At 65.6% G+C, this 15846-nt stretch carries 12 protein-coding genes and 1 pseudogene; 4 read left to right on the top strand and 9 right to left on the bottom strand.

Annotated features, from left to right (window positions below; translation table 11 throughout):
- Window positions 1–68: 68 nt before the first annotated feature.
- Both betB and betI read right to left on the bottom strand, forming a co-directional pair.
- A complete protein-coding gene (betB, locus tag HMPREF3114_RS11845; protein ID WP_005416393.1) occupies window positions 69–1541 on the bottom strand; it encodes a betaine-aldehyde dehydrogenase in 1473 nt (490 codons plus the stop codon).
- A gap of 38 nt (window positions 1542–1579) precedes the next feature.
- Complete coding sequence (gene betI, locus HMPREF3114_RS11840) at window positions 1580–2170, bottom strand: transcriptional regulator BetI (RefSeq protein ID WP_005416394.1); 591 nt, start codon at window positions 2168–2170, stop codon at window positions 1580–1582.
- 170 nt (window positions 2171–2340) lie between these two features.
- Between betI and HMPREF3114_RS11835 the strand changes: the two genes are divergently transcribed.
- Window positions 2341–3891, top strand: a complete 1551-nt coding sequence (locus HMPREF3114_RS11835; RefSeq protein ID WP_005416395.1) for a BCCT family transporter — start codon at window positions 2341–2343, stop codon at window positions 3889–3891.
- 147 nt (window positions 3892–4038) lie between these two features.
- Here HMPREF3114_RS11835 and acnA read toward each other — a convergent pair whose 3' ends face one another.
- Window positions 4039–6792 (bottom strand): aconitate hydratase AcnA, encoded by a 2754-nt coding sequence (acnA, locus tag HMPREF3114_RS11830; RefSeq protein ID WP_053499430.1) that lies wholly within the window; start codon window positions 6790–6792, stop codon window positions 4039–4041.
- A gap of 302 nt (window positions 6793–7094) precedes the next feature.
- Between acnA and HMPREF3114_RS11825 the strand changes: the two genes are divergently transcribed.
- Genes HMPREF3114_RS11825 through acnB form a run of 3 tightly spaced genes read left to right on the top strand, consistent with a single transcriptional unit; the run spans window position 7095 to window position 10360 of the window.
- Window positions 7095–7319 carry an AbrB/MazE/SpoVT family DNA-binding domain-containing protein gene (locus HMPREF3114_RS11825; RefSeq protein ID WP_005409505.1) on the top strand — a complete coding sequence of 75 codons (225 nt, stop codon included), beginning with the start codon at window positions 7095–7097 and terminating at the stop codon, window positions 7317–7319.
- 6 nt (window positions 7320–7325) lie between these two features.
- Window positions 7326–7724, top strand: a complete 399-nt coding sequence (locus HMPREF3114_RS11820) for a type II toxin-antitoxin system VapC family toxin (protein ID WP_005416402.1) — start codon at window positions 7326–7328, stop codon at window positions 7722–7724.
- Between the two features lie 44 nt (window positions 7725–7768).
- Window positions 7769–10360 carry a bifunctional aconitate hydratase 2/2-methylisocitrate dehydratase gene (acnB, locus tag HMPREF3114_RS11815; RefSeq protein WP_053499428.1) on the top strand — a complete coding sequence of 864 codons (2592 nt, stop codon included), beginning with the start codon at window positions 7769–7771 and terminating at the stop codon, window positions 10358–10360.
- Window positions 10361–10505: 145 nt separating this feature from the next.
- Here acnB and HMPREF3114_RS11810 read toward each other — a convergent pair whose 3' ends face one another.
- The 6 genes and pseudogenes from HMPREF3114_RS11810 to HMPREF3114_RS11785 all read right to left on the bottom strand — a co-directional run.
- Window positions 10506–11981 (bottom strand): XVIPCD domain-containing protein, encoded by a 1476-nt coding sequence (locus HMPREF3114_RS11810; RefSeq protein WP_053499426.1) that lies wholly within the window; start codon window positions 11979–11981, stop codon window positions 10506–10508.
- Complete coding sequence (locus HMPREF3114_RS20635) at window positions 11978–12616, bottom strand: hypothetical protein (RefSeq protein ID WP_080375101.1); 639 nt, start codon at window positions 12614–12616, stop codon at window positions 11978–11980. Before HMPREF3114_RS20635 ends, HMPREF3114_RS11810 begins: the two co-directional genes overlap by 4 nt.
- A gap of 403 nt (window positions 12617–13019) precedes the next feature.
- Entirely contained in the window at window positions 13020–14093 is a 1074-nt protein-coding gene (locus tag HMPREF3114_RS11800; RefSeq protein ID WP_053499422.1) for a protein-glutamate methylesterase/protein-glutamine glutaminase, read from the bottom strand.
- Window positions 14090–14686 carry a chemoreceptor glutamine deamidase CheD gene (gene cheD, locus HMPREF3114_RS11795; RefSeq protein ID WP_053499420.1) on the bottom strand — a complete coding sequence of 199 codons (597 nt, stop codon included), beginning with the start codon at window positions 14684–14686 and terminating at the stop codon, window positions 14090–14092. The genes HMPREF3114_RS11800 and cheD overlap by 4 nt, the downstream gene beginning before the upstream one ends.
- The gene (locus HMPREF3114_RS11790; protein WP_049416359.1) at window positions 14683–15552 is read right to left on the bottom strand and encodes a CheR family methyltransferase; all 870 of its coding nucleotides are present in this window, start codon (window positions 15550–15552) and stop codon (window positions 14683–14685) included. Before HMPREF3114_RS11790 ends, cheD begins: the two co-directional genes overlap by 4 nt.
- A gap of 37 nt (window positions 15553–15589) precedes the next feature.
- Window positions 15590–15846 (bottom strand): annotated as a pseudogene (locus HMPREF3114_RS11785) (chemotaxis protein); the annotation flags it as partial.

Genomic DNA, 15846 nt, shown 5'->3' with positions numbered 1-15846 from the left:
CAGGCGTCCCGGCGGAATGTCGGATCGGCGCGGTGGCCGGACGATGGGGCGTGCTCGGGGCGCGCCGGTCAGAACACGCTGGCGTAGTCGCCCAGCTCGACCTGCACCGACTTGATGCGGGTGTAGTGGCCGAGGGTGGAGATACCGTTCTCGCGGCCGACGCCGGATTCCTTGTAGCCACCGACCGGCATTTCGGCCGGCGATTCACCCCAGGTGTTGATCCAGCAGATGCCGGCTTCCAGGCGATGGATGATGCGGTGGGCGCGGCTGATGTCCTTGCTGACCACGCCGGCAGCGAGGCCGAAGGTGGTGTCGTTGGCACGACGCACCACTTCGTCTTCGTCGTCATAGGCGAGGATGCTCATCACCGGCCCGAAGATCTCTTCCTTGACGATGGTCATGTCATCGCGGCAGTCGGAGAACACGGTCGGCAGCACGTAGGCGCCCTGGGCCAGCGCACCTTCGGTGGCACGGCCGCCACCCGTCAGCAGGCGGGCACCTTCGGCCTTGCCGCTCTCGATGTAGCGCAGCACGTTTTCCATGTGCGGGAAGCTGGTCAACGGGCCGAAGTTGGTGTCGGCGGCCATCGGGTCGCCGATGCGGATGCGCTTGACGCGCTCGACGACGGCCACCTCGAATGCGGCCAGCATGCTGCGCGGCACGAACACGCGGGTGCCGTTGGTGCAGACCTGGCCGGAGCTGAAGAAGTTGGCCATCACCGCAATGTCGGCGGCGCGGTCCAGATCGGCGTCATCGCAGATCACCAGCGGTGACTTGCCGCCCAGCTCCATGGTCACTTCCTTCAGCGACGAGGACGCCGCGCTGGCCATGACCTTCTTGCCGGTGGCGACGCCACCGGTGAAGGAGATCTTCTCGATCACCGGGTGCTCGGTCAGCCACTGGCCGATCTCGCGGCCCGGGCCCTGCACGACGTTGAACACGCCGGCCGGCACGCCGGCTTCGGTGTAGATTTCGGCCAGCCGGATCGCGGTCAGCGGCGTCACTTCCGACGGCTTGAACACCATCGCGTTGCCGGCAGCCAGCGCCGGCGCCGACTTCCACATGGCGATCTGGATCGGGTAGTTCCATGCGCCGATGCCGGCGACCACGCCCAGCGGCTCGCGACGGGTGTAGAAGAAGCTCGATTCGCGCAGCGGCAACTGGATGCCTTCGATGGCGGTGGCCAGTCCCGCGTAGTACTCGACCACGTCGGCACCGGTGACGATGTCCACGGTGGTGGTCTCGGCCAGCGCCTTGCCGGTGTCCAGGGTTTCCAGGTGGGCCAGTTCGTCGTTGCGCTCGCGCAGGAGCTCGACGGCGCGGCGCAGGATGCGCGAGCGCTCCATGGCGGTCATCGCGGCCCACACCTTCTGGCCTTCGGCTGCGCTCTGCACGGCACGCTCGACGTCGGCCTGGCTGGCGACCTGCACCTCGGCGATCACCTCGCCGGTGGCCGGGTTGACGGTCTTGAAGGTCTTGCCGCTGGTGGCATCGACGCGCTGGCCGTGGATGTAGAGCTGTTGGACGGGCAGGGTGGTCATGGGGCGTACTCCTTGGAAGGGGGCGGGAGCTGAAGCGCTTATAGCGCGACAGCCTGCAACTGGAAGTCGATGTAGCCGTAAGCGATGCGCCGGGACTTCTCGGCGTTGAACTGGCCGCCGACCAGGCTGCCGCGCAGCCACAGGCCATCGATCATCGCGGCCAGGCCGCGGGCAGCCAGGCGGGCCTGCGGGTGGGGCAGCAGGCGGTTGAACTGGTGGCACAGGTTGGAGAACAGGCGCTGGTCGTTGGCGCGCTGCAGCCGGGCCAGTTCCGGCTGGTGCATGCTGGCGGCCCAGAAGGTGAGCCAGACGCGCATCGCGGTGCCGTTGATCTGGCTGTCGTCGAAGTTGCCATCGACGATGGCGCGCAGCTGCTCGCGCGGATCGTCGCCGGCGTCTGCGCGGTAGCGGGCGACGGCGTCCTTCAGTTCGCGCAGGATCTGCCGCATTGCAGCATTGAGCAGGCCGTCCTTGTCGCCGAAGTAGTGGGCGACGATGCCGCTGGACAACCCCGCCTTCTTCGCGATGGTGGCGACAGTGGCATCGGCCATGCCGATCTCGTCGATGGTCTGGAAAGTGGCCCGGATCAGCTGTTCGCGCCGTACCGGTTCCACGCCTTTCTTCGGCATTGTCTCTCCACGGTTTGCGACCCGAAGGATCGGGCTGCCCGCCATTATGCTTTTTATTGATTGAACGTTCAATCAATAAACCCTAGGATGCGCTCGCGCCCCACGCCATGGGCCCGGTTTACCGGTCCGGCCCCGCCCATGTGCTCCCTCGGACTTGATGAGACGACCCCATGTCTTCCCTGGCTCATCCCAAGCGTTCGCCCCTGCGCTTGAACCGTTTTGTCTTCCTCAGCTCCTCGGTGTCGATCGGCATCCTCGGGCTGCTCACCGTTCTCTATCCCGAAGGCAGCGAGCACTGGCTGCAATGGGCGCAGGCCGAAGTGTCGGCCGCGTTCGGCTGGTGGTACATGCTGCTGATCGTGCTGTGCCTGGGCTTCGTGCTGTGGCTGGCGTTCTCGCCGTACGGCCGCATCCGCCTGGGCCACAACGAGGAATCACCGGCCTTCGGCTATGTCGCCTGGGTTTCGATGCTGTTCTCGGCCGGCATCGGCATCGCGCTGCTGTACTACGGCGCCTACGAGCCGCTGGATCATTTCCTCAATCCACCCGGGCAACCCGGCGGCACCGTGGCCGCCGGCCGTGAAGCGATGGTGCTGACCTTCCTGCACTGGGGCCTGCATGGCTGGGCGCTGTATGCGCTGGTCGGCGTGGCACTGGGCTATTTCGCCTATCGCCGGGACCTGCCGCTGGCGCTGCGCTCTGCGTTGTACCCGGTCTTCGGTGAGCGCATCCACGGCCGCATCGGCGACATGGTCGATGGCTTCGGCATCCTGGCCACGCTGATCTCGATGGTGACCAACCTCGGCATCGGCGCGCTGGTGGTGCAGTCCGGCCTGGTCTACCTGTTCCACATCCCGGATACGCCGCAGGTGCTGGTGGTGATCGTGCTGGTGATGATGGTCGTGGCCACCATCGGCGTGGTGGCCGGCGTGGAAAAGGGCATTGCCTGGCTGTCCAACCTCAACGTGCGCCTGCTGTGTGGCCTGCTGCTGTTCGTGCTGGTCACCGGCCCGACCCTGCACCTGTTCGATGGCCTGATCCAGAACACCGGCGATTACCTCGGCGCGTTCGTGCGCAAGAGCTTCGACATGTACCTCAACGACCCCAAGGGCCGTGAGTGGATGGGTTCGTGGACGCTGTTCTACTGGGCGTGGTGGATCGCCTGGGCGCCGTTCGTCGGCCTTTTCGTGGCGCGCATCTCGCGTGGCCGCACCATCCGCGAAGTGATCATGGGCGTGCTGCTGATCCCGCTCGGCTTCACCCTGGCCTGGCTGTCGATCTTCGGCAATACCGCCATCGACCTGGTGCTCAACCACGGCCAGGCGATCCTGGGGGACGTAGCCCAGCATGATGCAGCGATGACCTTGTTCAAGCTGCTGGAATACCTGCCTGCGGCGCCGTACGTGGCCGGTGCTGCGGTGGTGATCGGCTTCGTGCTGTTCCTGACCCCGGTCGACTCGGGCACGCTGATGATCGCCAACCTGTGCACCCGTCGCGTTGACGATGGCGTGGAAGATGGCCATGACGCGCCGATCTGGCTGCGCGTGTTCTGGGCCGCCGGCATCACCGTGGCCAGCGTCGGCCTGCTGCTGGCCGGCAACTTCAGCGCGATGCAGACGGCGGTGGTGCTGTGCGGCCTGCCGTTCTCGTTCACCCTGGCGTTCTACATGTGGGGCCTGTTGAAGGCCCTGCGCACCGACCCGGACGCGCCGCGCCGGTGAGCGCTTCTGTAGAGCCGAGCCCATGCTCGGCTGCTGTTGGCGCAGAACCCGCCGAGCCCATGCTCGGCTCTACATGGGGCATCGCAAACGCAAAGGGCCGGATCCGCAAGGATCCGGCCCTTTCCTCAATCGGGCGCAGCCGCGCCGTTACTTGCTGGCCAGCTGGCGAAGCACGTACTGCAGCAGGCCACCGTGGCGGAAGTACTCGACTTCCTTCGGGGTCAGCAGCATCACCGACACCTCGAAGGTCTTCTTCGTGCCATCGGCCTTGGTGGCGGTGACCGTGGCGCGCTTGCTGGCACCGTCCTGCAGGCCGGTGATGTCGATCACTTCCGAGCCGTCCAGGCCCAGCGTCTGTGCGTTCTCGCCGTTGCGGAACTGCAGCGGCAGCACGCCCATGCCGACCAGGTTGGAGCGGTGGATGCGCTCGAAGCTCTCGGCGATGACCGCCTTCACCCCCAGCAGCAGGGTGCCCTTGGCCGCCCAGTCACGCGACGAGCCGGTGCCGTATTCCTTGCCGGCCAGCACCACCAGCGGCACCTTGTCGGCCTTGTACTTCATGGCCGCGTCGTAGATCGCCAGCTTTTCCGGCTGGCCACCACCGGCCGGGTAGTACAGGGTGTTGCCGCCTTCCTCGCCACCGAACATCAGGTTCTTGATGCGGATGTTGGCGAAGGTGCCGCGGACCATCACGTCATCGTTGCCGCGACGGCTGCCGTAGCTGTTGAAGTCGGCCGGCTGCACGCCGCGCTCCTGCAGGAAGCGGCCTGCCGGCGAGTCCTTCTTGATGTTGCCGGCCGGGGAAATGTGGTCGGTGGTGATCGAGTCGCCGAACAGGCCCATCACGCGTGCGCCGTGCACGTCGTCGATGCTGCCGGTCTGCATGGTCATGCCATCGAAGTAGGGCGGGTTCTTGATGTAGGTGGAGGCGTCGCTCCACTCGTACAGGTTGCCGTCCGGCGAGGCGATGGTGTTCCAGCGGGTGTCACCCTTGAACACATCGGCGTAGTTCTGCTTGAACATCTCCGGGCCAATGGTGGCGGCGATGACGTCGCCGATTTCCTTGTTGCTTGGCCAGATGTCGCGCAGGAACACCGGCTGGCCATCGCTGCCGGTACCCAGCGGCTGGGTGGTCAGGTCGATGTCGGTGGTGCCGGCGATGGCATAGGCCACCACCAGCGGCGGGCTGGCCAGGTAGTTCATCTTCACTTCGGGGTGCACGCGGCCCTCGAAGTTGCGGTTGCCCGACAGCACCGAGGTCACCACCAGATCGCCAGCGGCGATGCCGGCGCTGACTTCGGTCGGCAGCGGGCCGGAGTTGCCGATGCAGGTGGTGCAGCCATAGCCGACCACGTAGAAGCCGATCTTCTCCAGCTCCTTCAGTACACCGGCCTTTTCAAGGTAATCGGTAACCACGCGCGAGCCCGGGCCGAGCGACGTCTTCACCCACGGCTGGCGGTTCAGGCCCTTGGCGGCCGCGTTGCGGGCCAGCAGGCCGGCGCCGATCATCACCGCCGGGTTGGAGGTGTTGGTGCACGAGGTGATGGCGGCGATGACCACTGCGCCATCCTTCAGCCGCACCTTGCGGCCTTCGATCTCGATGTCGGCAAAGCCCTTGGCCAGCTGCTCGTTGCCGACCGCGGCGCCGCCGCCTTCGTTGACGAAGGTGGCAACGTCCTCGCTGCGCTTGTCACGGTTGGCAGTCATGCCGACCAGCGCTTCGCGGTAGTTCTTCTGCACGTCTTCCAGCAGCACGCGGTCCTGCGGGCGCTTCGGGCCAGCGAGCGACGGCTTCACCGTGCCCATGTCCAGTTCCAGCGTGCTGCTGTACTGGGCGTGCGGGCTGCCGGGTTCGTGCCACAGGCCCTGCGCCTTGGCGTAGGCCTCGACCAGGTTGATCTGCTCTTCGCTGCGGCCCGACAGGCGCAGGTAGTTAAGCGATTCCGCGTCGATCGGGAAGATGCCGCAGGTGGCGCCGTACTCCGGGGCCATGTTGCCGATGGTGGCGCGGTCGGCCAGCGGCAGGTGCTGCAGGCCGTCACCGTAGAACTCGACGAACTTGCCCACCACGCCCAGCTTGCGCAGCATCTGGGTGACGGTCAGCACCAGGTCGGTGGCGGTGGCGCCCTCGGGCAGCTTGCCGGTCAGCTTGAAGCCGACCACCTGCGGGATCAGCATCGACGACGGCTGGCCGAGCATGGCGGCCTCCGCTTCGATGCCGCCCACGCCCCAGCCCAGCACGCCGATGCCATTGATCATGGTGGTGTGGCTGTCGGTGCCAAACACCGTATCCGGGTAGGCCACTGCCTTGCCGTCCTTGTCCGCGGTCATCACCACGCGGGCAAGGTTTTCCAGGTTCACCTGGTGGACGATACCGGTGTTGGGTGGCACCACCTTGAAGTTGTCGAAGGCCTTCTGGCCCCAGCGCAGGAAGCCATAGCGTTCCTGGTTGCGCTGGAACTCGATCTTGCCGTTGAGGTCCAGCGCGTCGGGCTTGCCGAACACATCGACCTGCACCGAGTGGTCGATGACCAGTTCGGAGGGAATCTGCGGGTTGATCTGCTCCGGCTTGCCGCCGAGCTTGACCACCGCATCGCGCATCGCGGCCAGGTCGACCACGCAGGGCACGCCGGTGAAGTCCTGCAGGACCACGCGCGCCGGCATGAACGCGATCTCGGTGTCCGGCTCGGCCGCCGGGTTCCAGCGGGCCACGGCTTCGATGTGATCCTTGCCGACGGTGATGCCGCCGTCCTCGTGCCGGAGCAGGTTCTCCAGCAGGATCTTCATCGAGTAGGGCAGGTGGGAGATATCGAAGCGCTGGCCCAGCGTGGGCAGGCTGAAGTAGTCGTAGGTCTTGCCACCGACATTCAGCTGGCTGCGGGTGGAGAACGAATCGCTCATGCGGGGTAACTCCTTCTTGCGGATGGCTTGCTCTGGCCCGCACATGAGCGGGCCTGCTTGCGGTCGCCGCGGGCCTGGCGGCCCCGGTGGTCCCAGTATGAACCCCAGACTGAATGGATTCATCCGGGCCGGGTTCCGGCCTGCGGCATCGGTTCCAGACTACAGGGGAAGGTGTATGGCGTATGTCACGTTTGTGGCCGATCCTTTGCGAGGCAAGGGCTGGCGGTGCGCCGGTCCTGTTCAGGGTGGAAGTATGCCCGGGGAAGTATGTATAATTTGTGCATACTCTGGAGGGCCTACTGATGGAAGCCACCGTTGCAGAACGCGGACAGATCACCCTGCCCAAGGCGGTGCGTGATGCCCTCGGCCTGACCAAGGGCACGCTGCTGAAGGTCGAGCTGGACGGCAGCCGCATCATCCTGCGCAAGAGTGTTGACGATGCCATTTCACGGGCGCGCGGCAAGTTCGCGCTGGACGGCTTCGAGTCATCCGACGCGGCCGTGCGCGCGGTGCGTGACGAGGAGTAAGCCGTGATGATCGCCGTCGATTCGCCGGTGCTGGTCGAGCTGCTCAGCAATGGCCCGCAGGCCGATGCCGTGGAAGCCATCCTCCGGCAGAGCCTGGTCGGTGGCCGCGTGGTGGTCTGTGGCGCAACCCTCGCCGAAGTGTGCGCATCGCTGCGCGGTGGTGCCGAGGTGCTCGAAGCGCTGGAAGAGATGGGCGTGCACTTCAACCCGATGGAAGCCAAGTCGGCGCTGCGCGCTGGCGAGATGCACCGCCGTCACCGCCAGCGCGGCGGTAGCCGTCGCAGCCTGGACGAATTCATGGTCGGCGCCCACGCACTGCTGCAGTGCGACGGCCTGATCACCTGGAACGACACGTTTTACCGCGACTACTTCAAGGGCCTGAAGCTGATCGTGCCGCACGCCTGAGCCCACTTTTGATTTTTCAACCTACGCATTACCCGGGAGTTGTCATGTTGGAAGCCTACCGCCACCACGTCGCCGAGCGCGCTGCGCTTGGCATCCCGCCGCTGCCGCTGAGCGCGCAGCAGACGGCCGATGTCATCGAACTGCTGAAGAACCCGCCGCAGGGCGAGGCCGAGTTCCTGCTCGACCTGCTGACCCACCGCGTGCCGGCCGGCGTCGATGACGCGGCCAAGGTCAAGGCCTCGTACCTGGCGGCGATCGCGCTGGGCAGCGAGCAGAACCCGCTGATCAGCCGCGAGCGCGCCACCGAACTGCTGGGCACCATGCTCGGCGGCTACAACGTTGCACCGCTGGTGCAGCTGCTGGACGACGCCAGCGTCGGCACCATCGCCGCCAACGGCCTGAAGAAGACCCTGCTGGTGTTCGATGCGTTCCATGACGTGCAGGAGAAGGCCAAGGCCGGCAACGCCAACGCCCAGGCCGTGCTGCAGAGCTGGGCCGATGCCGAGTGGTTCACCAGCAACCCGGAAGTGCCGCAGAGCCTGACCGTCACCGTGTTCAAGGTGCCGGGCGAAACCAACACCGATGACCTGTCGCCAGCACCGGACGCGACCACCCGCCCGGACATTCCGATGCACGCGCTGGCGATGCTGAAGAACAAGCGCGACGACGCGCCGTTCACCCCGGAAGAAGACGGCAAGCGCGGCCCGATCCAGCAGATCCTGTCGCTGAAGGACAAGGGCCACCTGGTCGCCTACGTCGGCGACGTGGTCGGCACCGGCTCCTCGCGCAAGTCGGCCACCAACAGCGTGCTGTGGTGGACCGGCGATGACATTCCGTACATCCCGAACAAGCGCGCTGGCGGCGTGTGCCTGGGCGGCAAGATCGCCCCGATCTTCTACAACACCATGGAAGATGCCGGTGCGCTGCCGATCGAGCTGGACGTGTCGAAGATGGAGCACGGCGATGTCATCGAGCTGCGTCCGTACGACGGCAAGGCGCTGAAGAACGGCGAAGTGATCGCCGAGTTCCAGGTCAAGTCCGACGTGCTGTTCGACGAAGTGCGTGCCGGCGGCCGCATCCCGCTGATCATCGGCCGTGGTCTGACCGGCAAGGCGCGCGAAGCGCTGGGCCTGGCCCCGACCGACCTGTTCCGCCTGCCGGTGCAGCCGGCCGATACCGGCAAGGGCTTCTCGCTGGCGCAGAAGATGGTTGGCCGCGCCTGTGGCCTGCCGGAAGGCCAGGGCATGCGCCCGGGCACCTACTGCGAACCGAAGATGACCTCGGTCGGCTCGCAGGACACCACCGGCCCGATGACCCGTGACGAGCTGAAGGACCTGGCCTGCCTGGGCTTCTCGGCCGACCTGGTGATGCAGTCGTTCTGCCACACCGCCGCTTACCCGAAGCCGGTGGACGTGAAGACGCACCACACTCTGCCGGAGTTCATCTCCACCCGTGGCGGCGTTTCCCTGCGCCCGGGCGACGGCGTGATCCACAGCTGGCTCAACCGCATGCTGCTGCCGGACACGGTCGGCACCGGCGGTGACTCGCACACCCGTTTCCCGGTGGGTATTTCGTTCCCGGCCGGCTCGGGCCTGGTCGCCTTCGCCGCTGCCACCGGCGTGATGCCGCTGGACATGCCGGAGTCGGTGCTGGTGCGCTTCAAGGGCAAGATGCAGCCGGGCGTGACCCTGCGTGACCTGGTCAACGCGATCCCGTTGTACGCGATCAAGTCGGGCCTGCTGACCGTGGCCAAGGCGGGGAAGAAGAACATCTTCTCCGGCCGTATCCTGGAGATCGAAGGCCTGCCGGAGCTGAAGGTCGAACAGGCGTTCGAACTGTCCGACGCCTCGGCCGAGCGTTCGGCGGCAGGTTGCTCGGTGCGCCTGAACAAGGAGCCGATCATCGAGTACCTGACCAGCAACATCACCCTGCTGAAGTGGATGATTGCCGAGGGTTACCAGGATCCGCGCTCGCTGCAGCGCCGTATCGAGAAGATGGAAGCGTGGCTGGCCAACCCGCAGCTGCTGGAGCCGGATGCGGACGCCGAGTACGCCGCCGTCATCGAAATCGACCTTGCCGACATCCACGAGCCGATCGTGGCCTGCCCGAACGACCCGGACGACGTGAAGACCCTGTCCGAAGTGGCCGGTGCCAAGATCGACGAAGTGTTCATCGGTTCGTGCATGACCAACATCGGTCACTTCCGTGCGGCGGCGAAGCTGCTGGAAGGCAAGCGTGATATTCCCACCCGCCTGTGGGTGGCCCCGCCGACCAAGATGGACGCTTCGGAGCTGACCAAGGAAGGCGTGTACGGCACCTTCGGCAGCGCGGGTGCGCGCATGGAAATGCCGGGCTGCTCGCTGTGCATGGGCAACCAGGCGCAGATCCGCGAAGGCTCCACCGCGATGTCGACCTCGACCCGCAACTTCCCGAACCGCCTGGGCCGCAACACCAATGTGTACCTGGGTTCGGCGGAACTGGCGGCGATCTGCTCGCGCCTGGGCCGCATCCCGACCAAGGAGGAGTACATGGCGGACATCGGCGTGATCAACGCCAATGGTGCGGAGATCTACCGCTACATGAACTTCGACCAGATCGAGGAATACCAGGACGTGGCCGGCACGGTCGCTGCCTGATGCGGTAACGGAAAACCCCCGGCTCGCGCCGGGGGTTTTTTTGTGAGCGGACGACCCACGCTAGTGCCGGCCGCTGGTAGGCAACCCGTTGAAACGAAGAAACGCAGGTGAAAGCCGGGTTTTTCATTGTGCCCGGCCAGGTGGCCTAGCCCATCCGCCTCGCGGTGAGGGCCTGCTCGTGGGCGAGGTCCTGCTGGGCGACCTGTTGTGCCTGCGAAATCTGCTCGGCCTTGGCGAGCGACTGTTCTACGGGCGTATTGACGGCCTCACTGATTGGAACCGACGCCCGCAGGTTTACTGGATTGTCGAGCGCTCCCTGCACAACGAACATGCGAGAGGCTGGGCCATCGCTGGGTGAATTGCCCAGTACAACGTGATCGACGCGTTCCAGGCCGCTGCCCTTGGCCGCCGCAAGCAGGCCGGCCGTCACGCGCTCAGTGGTTTCATCGAAGCTGCGCCCGTGCCTGGCATCCACGGCGGATACACCCTCGCGAATCTGCCGGTAGAGCGCATGGTCTGGATGGCCTTCCTTCCTGGGATCCAGGCCTGCCCTGTCCAAGGTTGATTCAATGCTCTCCTGCAAAGGGGTCCTGGGAGAGAAAGCGGGATTGCTGAGAGAGGGCGAGCCCTTGTCGGTTGCATCCTGGATCAGTTTATCGCCAGGCCTGAGCGCATTGCGGGCTCGCTGCTCGGCTTCAGCTTCGTGGCGGGCGTATGCACCGGCTTCCTCGACACCGCGCAGGAAATTGATACCGTCGCGCAGCAGACCGGGCCCGCCGCCGACAAGCACGGTCGCACCCGCACGTAGTTGATGAACATCACTGCGGTAGTCGGCAATCCGGCGCAGGTCCTCAGGATCCGTAACGCGCGCCTGTGGATTGTCCAGTACAGATTGCACCGGACCCTTATCGGTCATGCGATCAAGGAAATGAACCACTCGATGGGAGTCGCCCAACTGGACCGCCACCGCGGCGGACATGACATGGCCGCTCTTCATCCCGGGTGTTCCGATCGAGGCGATGCGCTGGCCGTGCTCGGCGTTGCGCAGGATCTCCAGTTCCCTGGGCAGCGCATACATCTCGACCTTGCCGTAATGGGGACCGCCGGCACTGACCAGGTCGCCTGCCATCACATGGTTGGTGAAGGGTGCCGCGCTGGCTGGCTGGCCTTCAGGAAGGCGATATGCCAGCCCGGCGGCACCGTAGGGATTGAACGCGTCGCCGGGGAGGTTGTAGTGGTGTGCGGTGATCTGTGCGAGCGCGCCGCCCAGGGAGTGGCCGGTGACGTGTACTGGCCCGGCTCCCCTTTCTTCGGCCAGCCTGAGGGCTTGCTTTGTCAGCGCCAGCGCGTCAGTCAGTTGCGCGTTGACTCTGGCGGTGACCATCGCGGCGTCGATGCCGCCATCAAGCATGGGCTGACGATCAAACTCGGTACCGCGATGGGCGACGATGACTTCCTTTGTATTGATGTTGAGGTAGACAATGCCCTGATATCCGCTCCCAGAGTCACGACAAGCGAGGACCTCATACTTTGTTCCGCCGACGGTGATGTCGGAACTGACGGGCGGAAGCGGGTCCTTATAGACATTGTCCGAAAGCGCCGCGCTTTCTCTAGGATTCATTGCGATGCTCCTTCAATCCGTGTGGAGACTTCGATTGGAAAGTACTCCTCGCGCTTCTCTGGGGGCATCTTTTCGTACCAACTTGAAGGCTCGGTTGGCGTCCGCTCTGTCGACTGTCCTGTGGTCAAGGGCGGCAATGTGCGCTTTACGTAAGCAGTGAAGGTTCTCCCGCCCTCAATTTCCTTGAACAGTGCTGCGACGGACGCTCGAATTGGGCGACCATCAATGATGAAGGCGAATGAAGCTTCCACGAGCACGGGTGTCCAAGTGCACGGGCCACGACCGTAATAGTCGGCAACTTCCATACCGTCGTTGAAAACAGCACTGCTGAACTCAGTTGCACTGAGGCGCTGTGCCTGAACCTCAACCTTGTGCTGGTTCGGCTCGTACTGCACCCCCTCCCAATTGTTGACCGGAGGCAGACAGAGTGGGTCTATCTCATACGTGACGAAGACCGAAGGAACGGGAACTTCCACGGGGGCATCGTGGACCCGAATCACAATCGGCAGCGCATCCCTTGGCGCAGGATTCTCGCGATAGACCGGGAACGAGCGTTCCTTGTTGCAGCCTGCAACAACCAGTGTGAGCAAGGCGATCAACGCAACATGAGCAAGGCTGGGGACGGATTTCAGCATGAGCGGTCCATGTCGCTGCAGGATTGATCCTTGGAACATGCGGTCTCATCGCGAACGACGGCGCCACATCCGGGCAAATGCGACAGGTTGCGCAGTGGGTATTGTCCGTTACCTGGACTTCCCACCCTGTGTACCCGAGCAGCGCGGCCTTGCGGGGTAACGTTCATCGGCGTTCCATTGCGGTGCGATACCTGACTATACGACCCGCTCCAGCCGCGCTCCAAGTCGGTGTCCTGCGGGCCTCCCGTTTGGCGCGCATGGCTTGCGGCAGGATCAAACCTCGATCAGCGCCGTTGAAACATGTCGAAAGTGCTGGCGGCGGATCGGCAATGGAGCCTGACGTCTCTTGCAGGTGTCCAGCAGGGAGCGGAGCCGAGCGTGGGCTCGGCTCTACAGGGGCCTGTCAGCCGCGGGCGAGGGCGAGCAACCGCTCGGCGATCCGCTCCAGTGGCACCTGTTCCTCGGCAGCGCCCAGCTTGAACGCGGCACCGGGCATGCCCCAGACCACGCTGGTCGCTTCGTCCTGCACCAGCGTTGGGGCGCCGGCCTGGCGCATTTCCAGCAGGCCGCGTGCGCCGTCGTCGCCCATGCCGGTGAGGATGGCGCCGATGGCGTTGCCGCCGGCGTTCTGCGCAACCGAGCGGAACAGCACATCGACCGCGGGCTTGTGCCGGTTCACTGCCGGGCCGTCGTCGACACGGCAGCGCCAACGCGCACCGTCGCGGATGATCCGCAGGTGCTTGCCGCCGGGCGGCAGGTAGGCGTGGCCAGGCAGCACGGCTTCGCCGTCGCTGGCCTCGCGGACGGCCATGGCCGAGTGGCGGTCCAGGCGCTCGGCAAAGGCGCTGCTGAAGCTGGCCGGCAGGTGCTGGGTCATCACCACCGCGGGTGCATCGGCAGGCATGCCTTCCAGCACCACGCGCAGCGCTTCGGTGCCGCCGGCTGACGAGCCGATCGCGATCAGGCGGTCGGTGGTACGGAACTGCGGCGAGGCAGCACGCGTCGCCGGCGCTGCGTCCAGCGTGAGCTTGGGGGCGCTGGCACGCACCAGCGGACGCACGCGCGAGCGCGCCGCCATCTTGACCTTGGCGATGATCTCCTCGGCATAGCCCTGCAGGCCGCGGGCCACGTCCAGCTTGGGCTTGGAGACGAAATCCACGGCGCCCAGCGCCAGTGCCTGCAGGGTGGTGTCGGCGCCTCGCTCAGTCAGCGAAGAAATCATCACCACCGGCAGCGGATGCAGGCGCATCAGGTTTTCCAGGAACGCCAGCCCGTCCATGCGCGGCATTTCCACGTCCAGGGTGATCACGTCCGGGAGCAGGCGCTTGATCTTCTCGCGCGCCAACAGCGGGTCAGCCGCGGTGCCGACCACGTCGATGGCCGGGTCGCTGGACAGTATTTCCGTGAGCATCTGCCGCACGACGGCGGAGTCGTCGACGATCAGGACCCGGCAGGGGGCGTTGCCGGTGAAGGTCATTCGAACAGCTCCACGCCACCGGTGACCGGCGCCTTGGACAGGCGCGCACGCACCGCCGATTCGGCGGCGGCCACCTCGGCCTCATGCGCATGCGGCAGGCGCTGCACCACCACGCGGCCGGTATCGGCGAAGAACCAGATCTTGCGCGGATGGATGCCGCACAGGTCCTCGGCAATGATCGGAATGTGCTCGGCCTGAAGGTACTGGCGGACAAACTCGGCGTTGCGGGTGCCAACCGGGTTGCTGGTGAAGCCCTTCAGCACGTTGGCGCCACCGAACACCTTGGCCTCGATGCGCTTGCGGTGGGCACCACGCTTGAGCATGTCGTTGATCAGCAGTTCCATCGCGTAGCTGCCGTAGCGCGCGGGCGCGCCGTCACCGGCGTTGCCCTCGGGCAGCAGGAAGTGGTTCATGCCGCCGATCTTCAGCACCGGGTCGCGCAGGCAGGCGGCTACGCACGAGCCCAGCGTGGTGGTCAGCGCGGTGGTGTCATCGACCACCAGGTACTGGGTGGGCAGCAGCTTGGCGGCGATGGTCTGGAAACGCGCATCCTGGTAGCGCATCACATCGTCGGTACGCAGCGAAGCATTCATGCGCCGGCCTTCGCCGCACGGCGGTACAGGGTGCGGCCGCAGGGCTGGATCAGGTCGGCGGCGTGCAGATAGTTCTCCGAATGGCCGGTGTAGAGCAGACCGTCATCGGCCAGGTGCTGCACCAGGCGGCCGAGGATCGCGCGCTGGGTCGGCTTGTCGAAGTAGATCATCACGTTGCGGCAGAACAGTGCGTCGAATGGGCCACCGACGTCGTAGCGCGGGGCGAGCAGGTTCAACGGGCGGAATTCGATCAGCTCGCGCAGCGCAGGCAGCACGCGGCACTGGCCCTCGTTGGGGCCGCTGCCACGCTGGAAGTAGCGGCGGCGCAGGTCCGGATCGAGGCTGGCGACGCGATCGATGTTGTAGACGCCACGGCCGGCGGTGGCCAGCACCTGGGTGTCGACGTCAGTGGCGATGATGCGTACCGGCGGCTTCAGGGTGCCAAAGGCCTCGCACGCGGTGATCGCCATCGAATAGGGCTCTTCGCCGGTGGACGCCGCGCACGACCACAGCAGCAACGGCGTGCGGCTGGAGCGCTGCTGCAGTTCTTCGCGCAGCTTGTCGAAGTGGTGCGGTTCGCGGAAGAACGAGGTCAGATTGGTGGTCAGGGCGTTGGTGAACGCCTGCCACTCGTCACCATCTTCCTGCTCCAGATGGTCCAGGTACTGCTGGAAGCTGCGCATGCCCAGCGTGCGCAGGCGGCGCGACAGGCGGCCATAGACCATGTCGCGCTTTGCCGGCGCAAGCGCAATGCCCACGCGCTGGTAGATCAGGTCGCAGACGCGGCGGAAATCACGGTCGGCGAACTCGAATTCGCGTGGGCCGGTAACGATGGGAGTAGGACTTTGCACGGGGGACGTGTCCATCGGCGGGGGCAGCGGCCGAAGCCGCTACGGGTGGGTCTCAGAATTCCTGCCAGTCGCTGTCGCTGGCGACGAAGGTGCCGGCGTTGCTGCTACGACGTGGCGATATCGGTGCAGGTGCTGCCGCGCGGCTTGGCTGCGGAGGTGCCACGGTGGTGACTCTCGCCGGCTCGACCCGCGCGGCAACGGCCTGCATCGCGGCCGAGACCTGGTTGTCGAGCCGGAAGATCGCCACGGCATCTGCAAGCTGTGCGGCCTGGTCTTCCATCGCACGTGCGGCAGCGGTGGCTTCCTCCA

Origin of the sequence: Stenotrophomonas sp. HMSC10F07 (genome assembly GCF_001807895.1) — a bacterium.
GTDB classification, from domain to species: Bacteria; Pseudomonadota; Gammaproteobacteria; order Xanthomonadales; family Xanthomonadaceae; genus Stenotrophomonas; species Stenotrophomonas sepilia.
Note: the sequence above shows the minus strand (reverse complement) of the source record. Positions and strands in the feature narration are given on the sequence as shown.

Excerpts from the sequence above, each read along its gene's own strand:
- betB (WP_005416393.1), bottom strand. The coding sequence starts at position 1,541 with ATGACCACCCTGCCCGTCCAACAGCTCTACATCCACGGCCAGCGCGTC.
- betI (WP_005416394.1), bottom strand. The coding sequence starts at position 2,170 with ATGCCGAAGAAAGGCGTGGAACCGGTACGGCGCGAACAGCTGATCCGG.
- HMPREF3114_RS11835 (WP_005416395.1), top strand. The coding sequence starts at position 2,341 with ATGTCTTCCCTGGCTCATCCCAAGCGTTCGCCCCTGCGCTTGAACCGT.
- acnA (WP_053499430.1), bottom strand. The coding sequence starts at position 6,792 with ATGAGCGATTCGTTCTCCACCCGCAGCCAGCTGAATGTCGGTGGCAAG.
- HMPREF3114_RS11825 (WP_005409505.1), top strand. The coding sequence starts at position 7,095 with ATGGAAGCCACCGTTGCAGAACGCGGACAGATCACCCTGCCCAAGGCG.
- HMPREF3114_RS11820 (WP_005416402.1), top strand. The coding sequence starts at position 7,326 with ATGATCGCCGTCGATTCGCCGGTGCTGGTCGAGCTGCTCAGCAATGGC.
- acnB (WP_053499428.1), top strand. The coding sequence starts at position 7,769 with ATGTTGGAAGCCTACCGCCACCACGTCGCCGAGCGCGCTGCGCTTGGC.
- HMPREF3114_RS11810 (WP_053499426.1), bottom strand. The coding sequence starts at position 11,981 with ATGAATCCTAGAGAAAGCGCGGCGCTTTCGGACAATGTCTATAAGGAC.
- HMPREF3114_RS20635 (WP_080375101.1), bottom strand. The coding sequence starts at position 12,616 with ATGCTGAAATCCGTCCCCAGCCTTGCTCATGTTGCGTTGATCGCCTTG.
- HMPREF3114_RS11800 (WP_053499422.1), bottom strand. The coding sequence starts at position 14,093 with ATGACCTTCACCGGCAACGCCCCCTGCCGGGTCCTGATCGTCGACGAC.
- cheD (WP_053499420.1), bottom strand. The coding sequence starts at position 14,686 with ATGAATGCTTCGCTGCGTACCGACGATGTGATGCGCTACCAGGATGCG.
- HMPREF3114_RS11790 (WP_049416359.1), bottom strand. The coding sequence starts at position 15,552 with ATGGACACGTCCCCCGTGCAAAGTCCTACTCCCATCGTTACCGGCCCA.